The 17,600-nt window shown below is 57.9% G+C and carries 17 protein-coding genes and 1 tRNA gene; 4 read left to right on the forward strand and 14 right to left on the reverse strand.

All coding sequences use genetic code 11. The annotated features are described in order from the left end of the window. Positions 1 to 326: 326 nt before the first annotated feature. The 5 genes from msrQ to LA304_RS00025 form a co-directional block, all read right to left on the reverse strand. Positions 327 to 953 carry a protein-methionine-sulfoxide reductase heme-binding subunit MsrQ gene (gene msrQ, locus LA304_RS00005; RefSeq protein ID WP_224501066.1) on the reverse strand — a complete coding sequence of 209 codons (627 nt, stop codon included), beginning with the start codon at positions 951 to 953 and terminating at the stop codon, positions 327 to 329. Continuing rightward, on the reverse strand, positions 953 to 1,879 hold the full coding sequence (msrP, locus tag LA304_RS00010; protein WP_224501067.1) for a protein-methionine-sulfoxide reductase catalytic subunit MsrP: 927 nt from the start codon (positions 1,877 to 1,879) through the stop codon (positions 953 to 955). The genes msrQ and msrP overlap by 1 nt, the downstream gene beginning before the upstream one ends. 66 nt (positions 1,880 to 1,945) lie before the next feature. After that, entirely contained in the window at positions 1,946 to 3,478 is a 1,533-nt protein-coding gene (locus LA304_RS00015) for an FMN-binding glutamate synthase family protein (protein ID WP_224501068.1), read from the reverse strand. A 151-nt stretch (positions 3,479 to 3,629) separates the two neighbouring features. Further along, a complete protein-coding gene (clpB, locus tag LA304_RS00020) occupies positions 3,630 to 6,257 on the reverse strand; it encodes an ATP-dependent chaperone ClpB (RefSeq protein WP_224501069.1) in 2,628 nt (875 codons plus the stop codon). Between the two features lie 192 nt (positions 6,258 to 6,449). After that, positions 6,450 to 7,181, reverse strand: coding sequence for a hypothetical protein (locus LA304_RS00025; protein WP_224501070.1), 732 nt, complete (start codon positions 7,179 to 7,181; stop codon positions 6,450 to 6,452). Between the two features lie 117 nt (positions 7,182 to 7,298). On the opposite strand from LA304_RS00025, the gene pyrF reads away from it, so the two are divergent. Continuing rightward, positions 7,299 to 7,997: an orotidine-5'-phosphate decarboxylase gene (gene pyrF / locus LA304_RS00030; RefSeq protein WP_224501071.1), complete on the forward strand. Its 699-nt coding sequence runs from the start codon at positions 7,299 to 7,301 to the stop codon at positions 7,995 to 7,997. 59 nt (positions 7,998 to 8,056) lie between these two features. On the opposite strand, the gene LA304_RS00035 is transcribed toward pyrF, so the two are convergent. The 4 genes from LA304_RS00035 to LA304_RS00050 form a co-directional block, all read right to left on the reverse strand. Then, a complete protein-coding gene (locus tag LA304_RS00035) occupies positions 8,057 to 8,302 on the reverse strand; it encodes a hypothetical protein (RefSeq protein ID WP_224501072.1) in 246 nt (81 codons plus the stop codon). A gap of 67 nt (positions 8,303 to 8,369) precedes the next feature. After that, a complete protein-coding gene (locus LA304_RS00040; protein WP_224501073.1) occupies positions 8,370 to 8,804 on the reverse strand; it encodes an NUDIX hydrolase in 435 nt (144 codons plus the stop codon). Then, on the reverse strand, positions 8,797 to 9,084 hold the full coding sequence (locus LA304_RS00045; protein ID WP_224501074.1) for an NfeD family protein: 288 nt from the start codon (positions 9,082 to 9,084) through the stop codon (positions 8,797 to 8,799). Before LA304_RS00045 ends, LA304_RS00040 begins: the two co-directional genes overlap by 8 nt. After that, a complete protein-coding gene (locus LA304_RS00050; protein ID WP_224501075.1) occupies positions 9,084 to 9,977 on the reverse strand; it encodes an SPFH domain-containing protein in 894 nt (297 codons plus the stop codon). Before LA304_RS00050 ends, LA304_RS00045 begins: the two co-directional genes overlap by 1 nt. A gap of 93 nt (positions 9,978 to 10,070) precedes the next feature. On the opposite strand from LA304_RS00050, the gene LA304_RS00055 reads away from it, so the two are divergent. Next, positions 10,071 to 11,324: a DNA polymerase IV gene (locus LA304_RS00055; protein WP_224501076.1), complete on the forward strand. Its 1,254-nt coding sequence runs from the start codon at positions 10,071 to 10,073 to the stop codon at positions 11,322 to 11,324. A gap of 12 nt (positions 11,325 to 11,336) precedes the next feature. Here LA304_RS00055 and LA304_RS00060 read toward each other — a convergent pair whose 3' ends face one another. Then, positions 11,337 to 12,197, reverse strand: a complete 861-nt coding sequence (locus LA304_RS00060) for an N-formylglutamate amidohydrolase (RefSeq protein WP_224501077.1) — start codon at positions 12,195 to 12,197, stop codon at positions 11,337 to 11,339. A gap of 170 nt (positions 12,198 to 12,367) precedes the next feature. Here LA304_RS00060 and LA304_RS00065 point away from each other — a divergent pair. Further along, positions 12,368 to 12,442 (forward strand) — tRNA-Val (locus tag LA304_RS00065). 61 nt (positions 12,443 to 12,503) lie between these two features. After that, positions 12,504 to 12,629, forward strand: a complete 126-nt coding sequence (gene ykgO / locus LA304_RS00070) for a type B 50S ribosomal protein L36 (RefSeq protein WP_005850168.1) — start codon at positions 12,504 to 12,506, stop codon at positions 12,627 to 12,629. A gap of 69 nt (positions 12,630 to 12,698) precedes the next feature. Here the strand turns inward: ykgO and LA304_RS00075 are convergent, their stop codons facing one another. The 4 genes from LA304_RS00075 to mutL form a co-directional block, all read right to left on the reverse strand. Then, a complete protein-coding gene (locus tag LA304_RS00075) occupies positions 12,699 to 13,865 on the reverse strand; it encodes an MFS transporter (RefSeq protein ID WP_224501078.1) in 1,167 nt (388 codons plus the stop codon). 86 nt (positions 13,866 to 13,951) lie between these two features. After that, positions 13,952 to 14,344, reverse strand: a complete 393-nt coding sequence (locus LA304_RS00080) for a DUF3775 domain-containing protein (protein WP_224501079.1) — start codon at positions 14,342 to 14,344, stop codon at positions 13,952 to 13,954. A gap of 190 nt (positions 14,345 to 14,534) precedes the next feature. Then, positions 14,535 to 15,689 carry a DNA recombination protein RmuC gene (locus tag LA304_RS00085; protein ID WP_224501080.1) on the reverse strand — a complete coding sequence of 385 codons (1,155 nt, stop codon included), beginning with the start codon at positions 15,687 to 15,689 and terminating at the stop codon, positions 14,535 to 14,537. Further along, complete coding sequence (mutL, locus tag LA304_RS00090; protein WP_396022161.1) at positions 15,686 to 17,542, reverse strand: DNA mismatch repair endonuclease MutL; 1,857 nt, start codon at positions 17,540 to 17,542, stop codon at positions 15,686 to 15,688. Before mutL ends, LA304_RS00085 begins: the two co-directional genes overlap by 4 nt. Between the last annotated feature and the right edge of the window lie 58 nt (positions 17,543 to 17,600).

Here is a 17,600-nt window from a genome sequence, read left to right on the forward strand (position 1 = left end):
AAGCGTCCGCTTCGTCGTTCCGTCCGTCCCGCCGTGCGCCTCAGCGCCGCCGGTGAAGGGGGTTCTAAGGCGAGTGCCCAAGACCCGCAAGCGCTTTTTAAAAGAAAATAACAAAAATCAATAATTAACCACTCAAATACCTGATATCATTGAATATTATTAGAATATTTTTTCAGCATCACGTCGCATTCTCCTGATTTCGCGCGGACGACTTTTGGCGCTAACGAAATGAAAGACGCTTTTCCACAGCGGCCCGCGCAACATTTAGTATGCGACCCACCAGACCACCCCAAAAACCCTCTGAATCACCCGCTGAATTGGGCGAGTCAGCTCGCGGAACGAGTCGCCCGATTCATTGGCGGGCGCTTAGAGTGTTTAACTCGCACTCTTATGAGAAGAAGAAGCGCGACCCCCGCGAGGTAGAGCAACGGCTCAAGCTGCCAGCCCTTCCGAAGCATCACGAAGTGAATCGCGCCGAGGGCAACCGCCGGATAGACGAGCATGTGGAGGCGGCGCCAGTTCCGACCGAGTTTGCGGATCGCAAGATTGTAGGACGTCGCGGCCAGAGGGATCAGCAAGATGAACCCAGCCATGCCAATCGTGATGTAGGGACGCTTATAGATGTCTGCGATGATCTGACTCATGATTTGGACGTCGAGCACGATCCACACCAACAAGTGCAGGACGATGTAGAAGAAGGCGACCAAACCTAGAGCACGGCGAAACTTGAGCAGGTTCACTCCTGCGTAGCGCCTTAATGGAGTGATACAGAGAGAAGCGATCAACACCTGAAGCCCGAGGAGGCCGATCTTGTGTTCCATCGCTTTGACGGGATCGATCCCGAGCTGTCCGGTCAGGCCGGCATAGAAATACCAGCTCGGCGGAAACAGAGCCGCGATATAGAGAGGCCATGTCGGGATGCGGCGGGCATATGTGTTGATCAGGTCGCGCATCAGTAGTCTTTGCTCAGGTCCATACCGCGATAGAGATGGCCGACCTGCTCCTCATAGCCGTTGAATTTGACCGTCGCGAGGCGCGAGGCAAAGAGCCCTCCTCCGATACGGCGCTCCGTGGCTTGGGACCAGCGCGGGTGGCTCACCTCCGGGTTCACGTTTGAGTAGAACCCGTACTCGCGATGGTTCGTCGCCTTCCACGTATTCAGAGGCTGTTTGTCGGTGAGCGTGACTTTCACCACGGACTTGATCGATTTGAACCCGTATTTCCACGGCACAACGAGGCGTAGCGGCGCGCCGTTCTGGTTCGGGAGCATTTTCCCATAGAGGCCGGTCGCCATGATCGTGAGCGGATGCATCGCCTCATCGAGGCGCAGCCCCTCGACATAAGGCCAGTCGAGGATGGGGCGCCGCTGACCTGGCATCTCCTCGGGGCGATAGAGCGTCTCGAAGCGGACATATTTTGCAGAGGGCTGCACACCAGCGAGATTGAGCAGTTGGTTCAACTCGAACCCGTTCCACGGGATGACCATCGACCACGCCTCGACACAGCGGAAGCGATAAATACGCTCATCGATATCAACCTTGGCGAGGATATCGCCGAGACCATAGGAACCGGGACGTTCGACCAGGCCGTCAATCTCCACCGACCACGGATCAGTTGTGAGAGTATGGGCGTTGCGGGCGGGGTCTTCTTTACCCGTGCCGAATTCATAGAAATTGTTGTAGCCCGTGATTTCCTCGAAGGTATTCGGCTTTTCGGTAGTGTCGAACCCTCTGATCTCGAAATCAGGCATCTCCTGCGCGCGCGCCCCCGACGCAGCCACAAGGCCCGCACCGGCCATACCGGCCATAAGAGTGCGTCGGCTCAAATAGGATGTCTCAGGTGTTACGTGTGAATAAGGTAAATTCGGCTTAAAGTGCATGAGGGGACCTCCCGATGGTTTCCTTTACGGTAGCCCCCTCGCGCGTAGCCTCAAACCCAACTCATCTCACAACTGCGTTGGCTGATTGTAACTTTCCACGACGTGTTCGTCGTGATGGTAACTCGGCACGATCCGATCAAGCGGCACGGAGGTCCCGTCTGCCTGCACGATCCGGACGTGCCGTCTACGCATCTGCCGAGGCTCCAGAACCCCGACCGAGTGAGCAATCATTTCAAGTTCTTTGACCGTCGTCTTCGCATAGGCGGCCACCTTCTTGTATTTATCCTGAACGACGAGACCCGCCTGAAGGTGAGGATCATGGGTGGTGATGCCCGTCGGACAGGTGTTCTTGTTGCACTTCAGGGCCTGAATACAGCCGAGGCTGAACATGAACCCGCGCGCAGAGGTCACAAAATCCGCCCCCGCGCATATCGCCCATGCCACATCCGCCGGATTGACCAATTTGCCACCTGCAATAATCCGAATGCGGTCGTGCAGCCCGTATTTGTCGCGGAGATCAACGATCCGGATCAGGGCCTCTTTGATAGGCATCCCGACAAGGTCGATCAGAGGCATTGGCGCGGCTCCAGTGCCGCCTTCGCCACCGTCAATGGTGATAAAGTCCGGCGCATATTCGTCACCGCGCTCTTTGATAAGTTCAAAGAACTCGGCCCAGGGACGCGAAGAGCCAACCACAAACTTGAAGCCAACCGGCTTCCCCGTCACATCGCGAATATGATTGATGAAGTCGAGTAGGTCACCGAAATCATCCACCTCGCGGTGACGGTTTGGCGAGATGCCGTCTTCGCCCGGACGCAGGCCGCGAATTTCGGCGATTTCTGGTGTAATCTTTTCGGCCGGAAGGATGCCGCCTTTACCCGGCTTTGCGCCTTGGCTGAGCTTAATCTCGAACATCTTGATCTGCTCATGCGTCGCCATGGCGCGCAGCTTTTCATCGTCGAGGTTTCCATCCCCATCGCGCAAGCCGTACTTGGCCGTGCCGATCTGATAAACAAGGTCCGCCCCACCCTCGAGATGGAAGGGCGACAGACCGCCTTCGCCAGTGTTCAGCCAAATCCCCGCTTCCTTCGCACCTTTCGAGAGGGCGAGAACCGCAGGCTTTGAAATCGCGCCATAGGACATGCCGGAAATGTTGAAAATGGACTTCGCCGTGTAAGGCGTCCGGCAGTGCTGCCCAATGACCAGCGGTTCAGTCACCGCGAACTGGTCATCAAGCGGCGGAAACGCTGCATTCATAAAGATCGGCGTGCCGGGAATGGACAGGCTACGTGTCGAGCCGAACGCGACCGTATTCCCCTTCCCTGCAGCCGCCCGATAGATCCAGTCCCTTTGGGCGCGGTTGAAAGGCATTTCCTCGCGATCCATCGCGAAGAAATACTGACGGAAGAATTCACCCAAAGTAGAGAACCAGTGTCGGAAGTGACCTATGACCGGATAGTTTCGGAGAATTGCATCGCGCGTCTGCCTCTTGTCGATCACGTAAAGCGCCGCTGCAATAAGCGCCATAAAACCAATCGCTACAACAAACACCAGCGCCAGAACCTGTAGCGCCATCATCGCCCAATGCCAGAAAGTCATAATAGCCTCTCAACTTCGAATGCATTTTCAAGACAAGCCTGACAGATGCCCCGAAGAAGACAACAGCAATTCCGGAAAAGTTAGCGCAATCAGATATCTTTCCCCGAATGTGAAAAAGGCGGCCTGAGGAGGCCGCCTTATCTCTTACGTCTTAGTGAACGACCGCGTCGTCCGGCGCCGGTCGATGCGAAGCGCCACGTCGCTCTCCGATGATCAAGCCATCGGAACCGGCAGCGACCGGGATCACATCACCGTCTTTTACGTCACCGGCCAAGAGCAGTTCCGCGAGCGGATCCTGCAGAGCGCGTTGGATTACGCGTTTCAGTGGACGCGCACCGAACACCGGGTCGTAGCCTTCGTTTGCGAGCCACTCTTTCGCGCCCTCATCGATCGCGAGCGAGATGTTGCGTTTCGCAAGGCGTTTCTCCAGACGTGCAAGCTGGATCTCGACGATCCCGCCCATGTCCTGACGCCCGAGGCGATCAAAGATGATCGTCTCATCAAGACGGTTCAGGAACTCCGGACGGAAGTGCGCCCGCACCGCATCCATGACACCGCGCTTGGCCTCCGCAGAGTCCGCGCCTTCCGGCAACTGGCTCAGCGCCTGCGACCCGAGGTTCGACGTCAGGATGATCAGCGTCTGTTTAAAGTCCACGGTCCGGCCCTGACCATCGGTCAGGACACCATCATCGAGGACCTGCAACAACACGTTGAACACATCCGGATGCGCCTTTTCGACTTCGTCGAAGAGCACAACCTGATACGGACGACGCCGCACGGCTTCGGTCAGAACACCGCCTTCGTCATACCCGACGTATCCCGGAGGCGCACCGATCAGACGGGCCACCGCGTGTTTCTCCATGAACTCGGACATGTCAATGCGCACCATCGCATTGTCGTCGTCAAAGAGGAACTCAGCCACGGCCTTCGTCAGCTCGGTCTTACCGACACCGGTCGGCCCGAGGAAGAGGAAGGACCCGAGCGGACGGTTCTCGTCATTGAGCCCGGCACGGGCACGGCGGACGGCGTTCGCAACGGCATGGACAGCAGCGTGCTGACCAATGACGCGTTTGTGCAAACCGTCTTCCATCCGCAGGAGTTTATCCCGCTCACCTTCGAGCATCTTCGACGTTGGAATGCCGGTCCAACGCTCAACCACTTCAGCGATTTGTTCAGGACGCACAGCCTCTTCGACCATGAGTTCACCGTCCATATCGGCCTCGGCAGCCTCGGCTTCGGCAAGCTGTTTCTCAAGCTGCGGGATCACGCCGTAGCTTAGCTCACCCGCTTTCGCGAGATTGCCTTCGCGTTTCGCGATTTCCAGCGCAGCACGGGCATGGTCCAACTGCTCCTTGAGATCACGCGCGCCTTCGAGTTTCTGACGCTCTGCTTCCCACTTCGCGGTCATGGAGGCGGATTTGTCCATCAGATCTGCAAGCTCCTGTTCGAGCTTCGCAAGACGATGCTTGGAGGCCTCGTCGTCCTCTTTCTTCAGAGCCTCGGCCTCGATCTGAAGCTGAAGGATCTGACGGTCGAGCGCGTCGAGTTCTTCCGGCTTGGAGTCCACCTCCATCCGCAGACGGGACGCGGCCTCGTCCACGAGGTCGATGGCCTTGTCCGGCAGGAACCGGTCCGTGATGTAGCGGTGCGACAGCGTCGCGGCAGCCACCAGCGCAGAGTCGGAAATCCGGACACCGTGGTGTAGTTCGTATTTCTCTTTGATACCGCGCAGGATGGACACCGTGTCCTCGACAGTCGGCTCCTCTACCATCACGGGCTGGAACCGGCGTGCGAGTGCGGCGTCTTTCTCCACATACTTGCGGTATTCATCGAGCGTGGTTGCGCCCACACAGTGAAGCTCCCCGCGCGCAAGCGCCGGTTTGATCAGGTTCGCGGCATCCATAGCGCCGTCTGTTTTGCCAGCGCCCACAAGAGTGTGCATCTCGTCGATGAAGAGAATGATTTCGCCAGCAGCGGCCTCGATCTCTTTGAGGATGGATTTCAGACGTTCCTCAAACTCACCGCGATATTTCGCACCCGCAATGAGCGCGCCCATATCGAGCGCGAGGAGACGTTTGTTCTTGAGGCTTTCCGGCACGTCGCCGTTCACGATCCGGAGCGCAAGACCCTCTGCAATCGCGGTCTTACCAACACCCGGCTCACCAATGAGAACAGGGTTGTTTTTCGTCCGGCGCGACAGAACCTGCATGGAACGACGGATTTCCTCGTCGCGCCCGATGATCGGGTCAATCTTGCCTTCTTCCGCGGCCTCGGTGAGATCGCGGGCATACTTTTTGAGGGCTTCATAGCCTTCTTCGGCCGAGGCACTATCTGCCGTCCGACCTTTGCGAATGTCATTGATCGCAGCATTCAATTTCTGCGCAGTGATCCCACCTGCATCAAGCGCGTCTTTCGCCCCCGACTTGGTAATGGCCAAAGCCGTCAGAAGACGCTCGACCGGTACGAAACTATCGCCCGCTTTTTTGGCGAGCTTTTCAGCCTCATCGAGAACCTTGGCGGTTTGCTGGTCGAGGTAAGTCTGACCAGTGTCACCGGAAACTTTCGGGATTTTGTTGACTGCGGCTTCAACAGCCACGAGCACGGCCTTCGCGTCCCCACCTGCCTTTGCGATCAGATTGGAGGCAAAGCCTTCTTCATCATCCATGAGGGCCTTCAGCAGATGCTCGGGTTTCAGGGCCTGATGGCTCTCCCGCATCGCAATCGTCTGCGCAGCCTGAAGGAAACCACGCGACCGTTCGGTGAACTTCTCCATGTTCATACCGTCTCTCCTTTTCCAAAGCGCCCCGATATGTTCAACGCCCGCTTTGCGGCACGTCAGTTGGGTTGGGGCCTCCATCCCTAAATGGGGATCACACCCGCACCCCGCAAGAGGACCTGTTGCAAAATTAGAACAAAATATGACCGGTTCGGACCTTTCTCGCAGGGCCGAAATCAAAGGCGCGCCGCCCCCTTAAATCCAGTCTGTAAGACGCTGCCAGAGCGTCGACTTCGGAATGTCCGTAGGCGGATCGAAGTGCGCAAGAAGAGCGAATTCCTCAGGCGACAGTGTCCGCTTCAGATACCGCCACACCTTCATGACCTGCGCGTCGGTGAGAGACCTTTGGTGAAACTTGAAATCGAACGGAGCGTCTTTCGTTTTGGAGCCACCACCGACCGCCTGTTTGGTGTCATACATCGCGCGGCTCTTCGCGCCCGCCTCATCCCACTGCGCGCGCAGGCTTTCGAGTGTCGGGGACTCTTTGCCCTCTACTGGCTCCATATCGAGGAGCGTAAAGAGACGCATCATCACATCCGGGGAACTCACCAGCTCGTCATAATAGAAGACATTTTTCTCCGACGCAGCCGCGAGAGAATAGAACCGGATATTTCCGGCATAACACCCAAAGCGATGCAGACGCTTTTTCGACATGCGCACAAAAGTCTCTAGCGGATCTCTCAGAACGAGAGCCACACGCCCGCCCTCGGCCTCCTTCGGATCAATCGCCTGCCACTGACCCTCTTTGCGTTTGCGTGTCCAAGAGAGTGGATCATGAGACCGGATGAACGCCTCACCCACGTCTTCCGACTCCGAGATGAGAGACGTCTTCCCCGCCGTGCGTTGTCCATAGAAATATTCAGTGCAGAACCGCACCCAGTTCAGGCCGCTGCGAGGCGCCGAGATTACAAACCGCTTCCGTGTCATGGGCGGACCATAGCCTCCCGAAAGAACTTGGGAAACAGAGAAACCAACGTCCCCGCCCCTTGACCGACAGGGGACAAAAAGCGCATTGGGAGGCGACCTGTGAAAAGAGGAAATCCCATGACCGCCGATGACCGTTTGATTGTTGCCCTCGACGTGCCGAATGTTGTGCAGGGCCTTGAGCTCGCCAACCGTATCGGGGACGCCGTCTCGTTTTACAAAATCGGCCTCGGGATGCTCACCGGTGGCGGCTTTGCGCTCGCCAATGAGTTGAAGCAGGAACAGGGAAAGAAGATCTTTCTCGACATGAAATTCTTCGACATCGGCGCGACCGTCGAAAACGCTGTGCGTGGTGTGGCGCAATATGACATGGACTTTCTCACGGTCCACGGTGACCCCTATGTCGTGAAGGCCGCCAAAGAGGGTGCGAGCGGGTCGCAGACCAAAATCCTCGCTGTGACCATCCTCACCTCTCTCGATCGCAATGACCTCGACGGCGCGCTCATTAAAGAGGGCGAAATCCGTGATCTGGTTCAGGAACGGGCGGGCAACGCCTTCCTCGCGGGCGCTGACGGCGTGATCGCCTCTCCGCAAGAAGCCGCGCTCATCCGCGCACTGCCCGAAGCCGAGGGCAAACTCATCGTAACCCCGGGCGTGCGCCCCGCTGGTGCCGCTCTTGGCGATCAAAAACGCGTCGCGACACCGGCAAAGGCAATTCAGGATGGCGTCGACCACATCGTCGTCGGGCGCCCCGTCTGGCAGGCCGCTGACCCCCGTGCGGCGGCCCTGAGCATCCAAGACGAAATCGCAAACGCGTAAAATGAAAAACGGCACCCCCTACGGGTGCCGTTCGCATATGACGAGCGTGAACCGTCAGGTTATTCCGACGCGGTCGCCTCTGCAGAACCCTCTTCGGTCGTTACGCTGAGCGAGCCACCGTTCTCAGGCGCATCATTGTTGATCGTGATGGAGGAGCTGTCCGCGCCGCCGGATGTGAGCGGTTCGACGTCACCACCGATCACGACATAGAGAATGATGCCGAGAACGACGACAATCGCGCCGAGCAGAAAATAGATCCCGCCGTTACCGTTCGAGCTCTCATGATAAGTGTCATGTTGTGCCATGGGATTCCCCTTTGCATGTGTGTCCATTTGGAGGCTCAACACGCACTTCCGGAGAAAAGTTCCCGTCTTAAGCCAATCCGGCGTGAGCGAGATAGCGAGCGAGCCGCCCACGAAGCGGCGGCACGACGTCATCGCGAGACACGAATTCATTGGGCGACATCCACCGCCACGCCTGCCCTTCGGCGCCCAGTCGAATGGAGTGATCTGATAGGTCATCCCACCGAGCGACAAAGAAATGCACTCGGGCATCCGAGGTCACTGCCGCCATCTCCTCACGCTGATAAAGAACGCGGTCCTGCGTGATGCGGATCGACACCTCTTCGAATGTCTCGCGGGCGACGGTCTCGAACGGTGTCTCGCTTCCCTCGCGACCACCTCCTGGTAAATCCCAGTGATTTGGATACGGAATGTCCGGTCGGTCATCCCGCAAGATTGTCAAAATCTGCTCCCCACGAAAAATGGCAATCTTCGCGCCATCGAAGGGGGCAACGGGATCAGACATCGTCGTTGATGTCTTTGTCCCACACTTTGACCTGTCCCTTCCGGACGCCAAAAATCTGGCGCATCCCATACCATGCGATCATTGAGAGAACCGCGAAAATCAAGGCGAGCACAGCGAGGTTGGTCCCGATCCAACCGAAGAACAGCAGCCCCGCAACAATCGCCGCGCCAAAGGCAAAACCCAAAAAGATGAAGCCCGCAACGAAGATCTCAAGCGCGAGCAGGATCACGGCCGCGACCCCCCAGAACCACCATTCGAGCAAGAGCACGATCTGGTCCATCAGCTCTTTCCTTTCAGCATCTTGAACGCATCACCAAAGGCCTCAAGCGCATTCGCCGGCAAGACAATCGTCTGCTTGCCCTGCCCGTCCCCAAGCGTCGTTAGCGCCTCTACCTGTTTGAGGGCGACCTGATACTGCGCGGCTTCAATCCCGTTCTCAGCAATGGCTTTTGCCACAACTTCGGTCGCATATGCTTCGGCGTCTGCCTGAATCCGGCGGGCCTTCGCCTTTTGCTCGGCTGCATAAAGCTCTGCATCAGCGGCGAGTTCTACAGACCGCTTTTCGCCCTCGGCCTCAGTCACCGCCGCACGCCGCGCACGCTCAGCATTCAACTGCTGAAGCATCGCGGCACGGGTCGCGTCATCGAGATTCACGTCGAGAATCTCGGCGCGCGTCACCTCAATCCCCCAGTTATCGACCGCATCCTCAACGAGCACCTTGATCGTCGAGATGAGCGCCGAGCGGTTGGATTGCACCTCGTCGAGTTCCATCTTGCCGATCTCGGAGCGCACGATCCCCGCGACCGTCGTCGCAATCGCCGCGTCGACGTCGCGAATCCGGTAGACGGTCTTTTCCGGCTCGATAATGCGATAGAACACAGAGGTTTCCACCTTTACGAGCACGTTGTCCGATGTAATCGCGTCCTGCATCGCATTCGGCAGCTGGCGCTCCAGAATAGAAATCTTGTGCGCAACGACATCAATCAGCGGAACAATCAGATTGATCCCCGGCCCCAAAACCGTCCGAAGCCGACCGAAACGTTCAACGACGTATTTTTCCGACTGTGGAACGATCCGAACCCCTTTCAGGACGAGAAGAACCACAAAGACAGCAAGCGCCAGAGTCACGATGTTCCCACCGGTCAAATAGGTTGAAGGCTCAATAGGATTCATCAATACGCACTCCCGAATGGCGTTCGCTATACGGTGAGGATAGCCTCTCCCCTTAGATGGGTATAGGATGAAGACGTCTCTGGAATATGAAAAATGCCGAGCCTCTGTCGCGACTGCCTCACCCCTTTTGAACATGGCAAACGCTGTCCGTCCTGCGGGCGGCCACGGATTTTGTCGCACCCTGAGCTTTTCAGCCTGAGCATTGCCCACATGGATTGCGATGCCTTCTATGCCTCCGTCGAAAAGCGCGACAATCCGGAGCTACGCGACAAACCCGTAATCGTCGGCGGAGGCAAACGCGGCGTGGTGACAACGGCTTGCTACATCGCGCGGATCAAGGGCGTTCGCTCTGCCATGCCGATGTTCAAGGCACTAGGCCTCTGCCCCGAAGCCATCGTCGTCAAACCACGGATGGAGGCCTATGCAGCGGCCTCGCGCGAGATTCGCGACATGATGAATGCGCTCACCCCTGACGTGGAGCCTTTGTCGCTCGACGAAGCCTTTCTGGACCTGACGGGCACCGCGAAACTCCATGGCCACCCGCCGGCCATTATGCTCGCCAAACTCGTCAAAGACATGCGTGAGCAATTGCAGCTCACTGGCTCAATTGGCCTGTCGCACAACAAATTCCTCGCCAAGATCGCGTCTGACCTCGACAAGCCACGCGGGTATTCCGTCATCGGCGCTGCGGAGACTATGGATTTTCTGGAGAACAAGCCCGTCAGCCTGATCTGGGGCGTCGGACGCGCCACGCAGTCCGCGCTGGAGAAAGCCGGCATCCGGACCTTTGCTGATCTGCGCCGGTGGGAGAAAGACGACCTTCACGCGCGGTTTGGCGCGATGGGGGACCGGCTGTGGCACTTGTCGCGCGGGCAGGACCAGCGACGCATTTCCGCGAACCGGCCGATCAAGTCTATCTCAAATGAGACGACATTTTCCGAAGATATCGGTTCGAAAGATCAACTCGAGGGCATCATGTGGCGCATGGCGCTCAAGGTCTCCGACCGGGCAAAAGCCAAAGACACCGCCGGTCGTGTTGTGACGCTCAAGCTGAAGCGCGCGAACCACGCGACGCTCACAAGACGGATCAGCCTGCCGCATCCGACGCAGATCGCTGACAAGATCTATCGCACGGGACAATCCCTCCTCGACCAAGCCGTTGATCAGGGCCCGTTCCGATTGATCGGGATTGGAATCTCCGATCTCGTCCCTGCCGATCAGGCCGACCTGTCGCACGACCTTCTCGATCCAAATGCGGAGAAACGGGCGCGCGCCGAGGCGGCGAGTGACAAAATCCGGCAAAGGTTCGGGACTGATGCGATCAAGAAAGGCATCAGCTTTCGCTAACGCACCCGCTCTTTACTCTGCGGCGAGCGGTTGGCGATCCCGCCCGATCTTTGCAACCATCGCAGCAGCTGCATTGATTCTCATGCGGAAGCCTTCGAAATCCGCGCGTGGCTCCAACGTCTTCTCATTCATATAGAGAGAGCGGTCGATTTCGACCTGCACCACATGGGTGTTGCTCGACGGGCGACCATACTGCTGCGTGATATAGGCCCCCGCGAAGGGGATGTTTCGCGCAACAGTAAACCCCTGCGCGCGGAATGCCGACTCTACAGCCCGCGTCACCGCAGGTGCCGCCGCTGACCCATACCGATCACCGAGGATGATCTCTGGACGACCGCCTTTGACACTCCCGAGACCGACCAAGGCCTCGCGAGGCATCGAATGGCAATCAATCAGAATCGCTTCGCCAAACTGAGCGCGCGTCTCCTCAAGCAGCGATTTGAGCATCCGGTGATAAGGGGTCCAGATTTTGTCGATCCGGTCCTGCGCAGCGGCACGGGTGATCTTCCCTCGATAAATCGAGCGCCCGCCAGCGACCACTCGCGGAATCACCCCCAATCCGGAGGCAACACGCGGGTTCATTCCCACGCGCGGCACATCAAGGATCAAAGCTGGATCGAGCTCATCGTGACGGCGGTTCAAATCCAGCCATGCCCGCGGATATTCAGCCGCAAGGAACGCAACGCCGTGTTTGGGTACATCAGAAAACAGACGATCAACAAAGGCATCCTCGGAAGAACGGAGCTGCAAAGGATCAAGAACGCTTTGCCTCAACATTTCTTCGGGATAAGTTCGCCCACTATGCGGAGATGCGAAGACCACTGGCGAGGTTCTCCGATGCGGCCGCAACAATCGGTAGGGCGAGTTAGTCATCTGTGCTCCTTTCATAAAAAACTATAGAGCCGGAAAATCTCGACCAAAAGCCCTTGAACAATCAGACGACTCCTTTTATACGCCAGCGGACTGACGCGGGAATGCCCCGCGTTTTATTCATTGAGCCAAAAGGCGAGGCGAATAAAACGCAGTATTTCCCTTGGAAGGACGGGCGTATAGCTCAGTGGTAGAGCACTTCGTTGACATCGAAGGGGTCACAAGTTCGAACCTTGTTACGCCCACCATCCTTTCTACTGTCACTGGTTTTAACTGGCGCACGCAGGCGCCGCGACAAGGAGACTGAACATGAAAGTTCGTAACTCGCTTCGTTCGCTGAAGAACCGGCACCGCGACTGCCGCGTCGTGCGCCGTAAAGGCCGCGTGTACGTGATCAACAAGACGCAGCGCCGTTTCAAAGCCCGTCAGGGCTGAGATCAGCAGCGATCACTAAGAACAAAGCCGCACGAGATATCTCGGGCGGCTTTTTCTATTGGTGGATGCTCAATAGGCGCGCCGTCTTTGCTGAGCGAGCCACAGGTGAACCACCGCCCCAGCGAGGAACGCACAAAAGGCAAAGCCGATCAGCCCCGATTTGCCAAATAGCTCGACCAGCAGGAGCAGGAGCGGCGTGCCGAGCATATTTCCGAAGTTTCCGGCCTGCGCGACGGCCCCTTGAGCGAGGGCCTGATCCTCTGTTTCAGCATTCAAAAACGGTATGGACGCAAAGCTGCCCGCCTGGACCAAACCAAGCCCGCCCAACATCAGAATCGCCACGGGCCCCACGGGCGCCCCAGTTCCCCAAATCGCTGCGCAGATTACCGCGGATAGGAACCCGATGATGAGAATCCGCACCGGCGACCAGAATCGCAAAAGAAATACGGCGAGCGTGAGCGAGATCACCAGCGCAGACACCGGCATGATCCCCGCATAAAAGGCCCTTTGCTCCGATTCGAGAAAATCGGGAATCACAGTGACGAGCGCAACAAAACTCCCAGCATAAAAAATCCATCCGGCAGCTGGAGCCGCAATTCGCGCTGAGCGGTAGGCTTTGAGGTGGCTGTTCATAATCTGACGGCCCGAAGGGAACCCACGCTGGGGCAGATTCAACGTCGGCAAGACCCGCCATAGCACTGCAGCCATCCCCCAGAGCGCGCAGGCATGGATGATAAAGAGTGCCGGCAATCCGAACGCCTGCGTGAACGGCAAGCCGATGAAGGAAAAGAGCGCGAAGGAAACCGCAAACACCGTGCTCCAAAGCGCCATTGCCGTATTCCGGAAGTCCTGCGGCGAAATCTGCGCGATGATCGTGGGTGCTGCGACAACAATCACGAGGTGCGAAAGCCCTTCGATGAGACGGGTCGCCAGAAAGACTTCAAAGGGTAAGATCGTCGATTGCAAAAGGGACATCGCCCCGCCGAGCAGCAGCGCCCAGAGCAAGAGACGTTTGAACCCGAGTTGGACGAGTAGAAGCCCTGCAAGCAGCCCGAGCATCAGTCCCGCAAAGCTCAGACAAGATACGACGAACCCAAGCGAGGGCCCATATCCAGGATAAAAATCACGGACCAAATCGAAGGTGACTGACACTTTCGCGAATTGCCCCGCCGCCAGAACGCCGGTGAGCCACAGGAGAAAAATGAGAAAACGGGGATGTGCTACATCGCGGGTCATGCCGCGAAGGTGGTCGAGCGCGCCCAAAGAGGCAATCCGCGAATCCGCACACCGCCTCCTTTATGCGCTCTGCTAAGACATCGGCCTCAGACTTTGCGGTAGATTTCGTCTTCTTCCTCGGAGGTGTCGACACCGAGGGCTTCGAGACCATCTTCGAGATAGTCTGCCAGCAGAGGCACGCCCATCAGATATTTCTCGGTCGGCCCCACAGCTTCCTGCTTGGCCGTTTCGAAAGCCTCATCGTACTCATCGAAGGTCTCGCGACCGATCCACATGATTGCGACCAAGGCGGCTTTCTCATCGTCGTTCAAGTTACGAATGAAGCTGCTGAGTTCACGCCCCGTCCCGTCGGAGGGACGAGATTCGAGGATGGTATCCCCATCCGCGTCATCAGACGGCGTATCCCAACGCCCGACTTTGGCGCCAAGTTCTCGCGCCCTGACAATGATATAGGCGACTTTGCGCGGGCTGATATCCATGGCGTCCTCCTTCCACACACCCGATGTGTTTCCCTTTTAACATGTTTTGCAGGTTTTTCGGGAAACACATGAAACTCTCATGTGCTGCGTAGTCTTTCTATCAATCCATCTAGGATGAAGAGACCCGCCGTCACGAGAGAAGTGTGCATCTTTGGCAGAGGGCCGCACATGACCTAGGTCAATCAGCCTTTCAGCCCCTTTCTACCAGAGCCGCAGGTGAGGCCGCAGGCGCGTCAGCGGCCAGTTCTTCGAAGTCGAAGTTGTCGAGACGGTGCGCCCGTTTGCCCGCTTTCGTGGCAGAAATCTTGATATCTTCGAGATCTTTCGCCGCCTGACCGAAGTGCCGGTCGAGGTTCCCGACTCGCGTCGAGAGACGTTCTACATCGCCATGAAGCAGGGAGAGTTCTTTACGAATGGCCCCCGCCTGTTCCCGCATCCGCGCATCCTTGAGAATCGCCCGCATCGTGTTGAGCGTCGCCATGCATGTTGTCGGCGACACAATCCAAACGCGCTTGTCGAACCCTTCGCGCACCAGTTCTGGGAAATTGGCGTGAAGCTCCGCATAGACGGCCTCAGATGGAAGGAACATCAAGGCCCCGTCTGCTGTCTCACCCTCGAGGATGTATTTCTCAGAAATATCCGCGATATGTTTTTTGACCGCCTGCCGCATGAGTTTCGCGGCTTCGTTCAGCTCCCATTGAGTATCCGCGCGCCGCAGGGCTTCGTAGGCTTCCAGCGGGAATTTACTGTCGATCGCAATCGGCCCCGGCGGGTTCGGCAGGTGGATGAGGCAGTCCGCACGCTTCCCGTTCGAAAGCGTCGCCTGAAGGGTATAGCTATCTTTGGGCAGCGCCTTCCCCACGATATCGTTAAGTTGGATTTCCCCGAAGGCCCCGCGCGTTTGCTTGTTCGAAAGAATGTCCTGAAGCGACAGAACGTTCCCCGACAGCTTCTCGATATTCGCCTGCGCCTTGTCGATGGTCTCCAGACGCTGCTGCAACTCGCCCAATGACTTCGCCGTCCGCTGCGCAGATCCCTGAAGGTTCACGTTCATCGCCTCGGTTACTGTGGCAAGACGCTTTTCCATGAGTTCGAGCATCTTTGACTGCGACGCGACCTGCGCCTCTGACACATGGGTGAGGCCACCGGCGAGCTGCTGTTGCCCGTCGCTGAGCATTTGCACCCGTTGTCCGAGTTGGTTCATCTGTTGCGCAATCGGCAGAGCCATGCGCGCAGCTTCGCCTGACCGACGCACAACGAGCAGCAAAAGCGCGAAGAAAAGGACAAGAACCGCCCCGCCGATGAGGACGAAAAGCGTCAGGGTATCGTTCAATTCAATGGTCATGTGCGTCCAAACAGGCGTTCAATATCGGAGAGCTTCAGTTCGACATAGGTCGGGCGGCCGTGGTTGCATTGGCCAGAGTGGGGCGTTGCTTCCATCTCGCGAAGGAGCGCGTTCATTTCTTCGGCCTGCATCCTGCGTCCGGAACGAATGGACCCGTGGCAGGCAACACGCGACAGGACCGCTTCGATCCGCGCCTTGACCGTGTGGCTATCCCCGAGGTCTGCGAGTTCGTCGAGAATATCCTCGATCATCGTCTTTGCATCGACACGACCTAAGATCGCAGGCGTCTCGCGAACAGCAATGGCATTTCCGCCGAAGGGTTCAATCCCGAGGCCAAGCGTCGCGAGATCCTCCGCCATATCCAAAAGCATCTGCGCGTCGTTTTGGGACAACTCGATAATTTCCGGAATCAAAAGCGCCTGAGCCTTCACCCCGTGCTCCGCCATTTGGTGCTTCAGCTTTTCATAGACGAGTCGTTCATGCGCCGCATGCTGATCCACGATGACGATGCCGCGTTCCGTCTGGGCGATAATGTAGTTCTCATGCACTTGCGCACGGGCAGCCCCCAGCGGCAGGCTCTCAGTTTCAGGCTGCGGCGCGACCTGTTCCATTCGTGCGGAGGGCATGGACATCTCGGCAAAACCCGGCGCTTCGACGGGCCTCTCCGGCGCCTGCCAGTCATAGCTTTGAGTGATGCTTTCCGCAGCGGGACGATAAGGCGCTGAATATCCGCCGGATGGACGGTCCATCTGATAAACCCGCGGCTGTTCCGGTGCTGGCTCTGGCCGCATCGCCCCGAGCGTTGCATTGGCCACGGTCGTTGACGCGCGGTGCCCAGCGGTCGAGAGAGCGTGACGCAGCGCCGACACGATAAGTCCACGCGCAAGCGCCGGTTCACGGAACCGCACCTCGGATTTCGCCGGATGGACGTTCACGTCGACCATGTGCGGATCGCAATCGATAAACAAACACGCCGCCGGATGCCGGTCACGCGACAGGAAATCGAAATAGGCCCCGCGCAACGCGCCGACGAGCAGTTTGTCCCGCACCGGACGCCCGTTCACGAAGAGATATTGCGCCACTGCAGACCCACGCGAATAGGTCGGGAGCGCGGCGTATCCGGTGAGGGTCAAGCCGTCGCGTTCGGCGTCAATCGCCAATGCATTCTCGGCAAAGTCCTTTCCGAGCACATTGGCCAGACGCCCGTGCAGCGCGTCGAACATGTCACCGTTTTCAGGATCGGCACGGAAAACGACCCGCCCTTCCCCGCCGCCGGACACATCCCGCAGCGTGAACCCGACATAGGGTTCGGCCATCGCGAGACGCTTGATCACATCAGAAATCGCCTGCGCCTCCGCGCGATCCGTCCGCAGAAACTTGAGGCGTGCAGGCGTCGCGTAGAACAGATCACGGAGTTCGACGGTGGTGCCTTTGGTCAAGGCTGCCGGCTTGATCGGTTCCATCCGCCCGCCCGCAACAGACAGGGTTACGCCGTCGCCACCCTCGACACGCGAGGTGATCTTCAGACGACCGACAGCGCCGAGCGACGGCAACGCCTCACCCCGAAAGCCGAAGGTGTGAATGTCGAGAAGGTCCGATCCGTCAATCTTTGAAGTCGCATGTCGAGATAGAGCCAGCGGCAGATCATCCGCAGTCATGCCGCACCCGTCATCAGAGACACGGATCAGCGTCTTACCCCCGTCCGCATAGTCGATCTCGACCCGCCGTGCGCCCGCATCAATAGCGTTTTCAACCAGTTCTTTGACGGCGGAAGCAGGGCGTTCGACCACCTCGCCCGCTGCGATACGGTTTATCGCGCCCTCGTCAAGCTGACGAATGACGGGGCGCGGCATTTCTTGGCTTATGTTGCGTGGGGATGAATTCATGCCACTAGGGATAGCATGAGAATTC

The sequence above is a fragment of the Celeribacter litoreus genome (assembly GCF_020165855.1).
Classification (GTDB): Bacteria; Pseudomonadota; Alphaproteobacteria; order Rhodobacterales; family Rhodobacteraceae; genus Celeribacter; species Celeribacter litoreus.

Excerpts from the sequence above, each read along its gene's own strand:
- msrP (WP_224501067.1), bottom strand. The coding sequence starts at position 1,879 with ATGCACTTTAAGCCGAATTTACCTTATTCACACGTAACACCTGAGACA.
- ykgO (WP_005850168.1), top strand. The coding sequence starts at position 12,504 with ATGAAAGTTCGTAACTCGCTTCGTTCGCTGAAGAACCGGCACCGCGAC.
- LA304_RS00075 (WP_224501078.1), bottom strand. The coding sequence starts at position 13,865 with ATGACCCGCGATGTAGCACATCCCCGTTTTCTCATTTTTCTCCTGTGG.
- LA304_RS00050 (WP_224501075.1), bottom strand. The coding sequence starts at position 9,977 with ATGAATCCTATTGAGCCTTCAACCTATTTGACCGGTGGGAACATCGTG.
- LA304_RS00040 (WP_224501073.1), bottom strand. The coding sequence starts at position 8,804 with ATGTCTGATCCCGTTGCCCCCTTCGATGGCGCGAAGATTGCCATTTTT.
- mutL (WP_396022161.1), bottom strand. The coding sequence starts at position 17,542 with ATGCCGCGCCCCGTCATTCGTCAGCTTGACGAGGGCGCGATAAACCGT.
- LA304_RS00035 (WP_224501072.1), bottom strand. The coding sequence starts at position 8,302 with ATGGCACAACATGACACTTATCATGAGAGCTCGAACGGTAACGGCGGG.
- LA304_RS00015 (WP_224501068.1), bottom strand. The coding sequence starts at position 3,478 with ATGACTTTCTGGCATTGGGCGATGATGGCGCTACAGGTTCTGGCGCTG.
- clpB (WP_224501069.1), bottom strand. The coding sequence starts at position 6,257 with ATGAACATGGAGAAGTTCACCGAACGGTCGCGTGGTTTCCTTCAGGCT.
- LA304_RS00025 (WP_224501070.1), bottom strand. The coding sequence starts at position 7,181 with ATGACACGGAAGCGGTTTGTAATCTCGGCGCCTCGCAGCGGCCTGAAC.
- pyrF (WP_224501071.1), top strand. The coding sequence starts at position 7,299 with ATGACCGCCGATGACCGTTTGATTGTTGCCCTCGACGTGCCGAATGTT.
- LA304_RS00055 (WP_224501076.1), top strand. The coding sequence starts at position 10,071 with ATGCCGAGCCTCTGTCGCGACTGCCTCACCCCTTTTGAACATGGCAAA.
- LA304_RS00060 (WP_224501077.1), bottom strand. The coding sequence starts at position 12,197 with ATGACTAACTCGCCCTACCGATTGTTGCGGCCGCATCGGAGAACCTCG.
- LA304_RS00045 (WP_224501074.1), bottom strand. The coding sequence starts at position 9,084 with ATGGACCAGATCGTGCTCTTGCTCGAATGGTGGTTCTGGGGGGTCGCG.
- LA304_RS00085 (WP_224501080.1), bottom strand. The coding sequence starts at position 15,689 with ATGACCATTGAATTGAACGATACCCTGACGCTTTTCGTCCTCATCGGC.
- LA304_RS00080 (WP_224501079.1), bottom strand. The coding sequence starts at position 14,344 with ATGGATATCAGCCCGCGCAAAGTCGCCTATATCATTGTCAGGGCGCGA.
- msrQ (WP_224501066.1), bottom strand. The coding sequence starts at position 953 with ATGCGCGACCTGATCAACACATATGCCCGCCGCATCCCGACATGGCCT.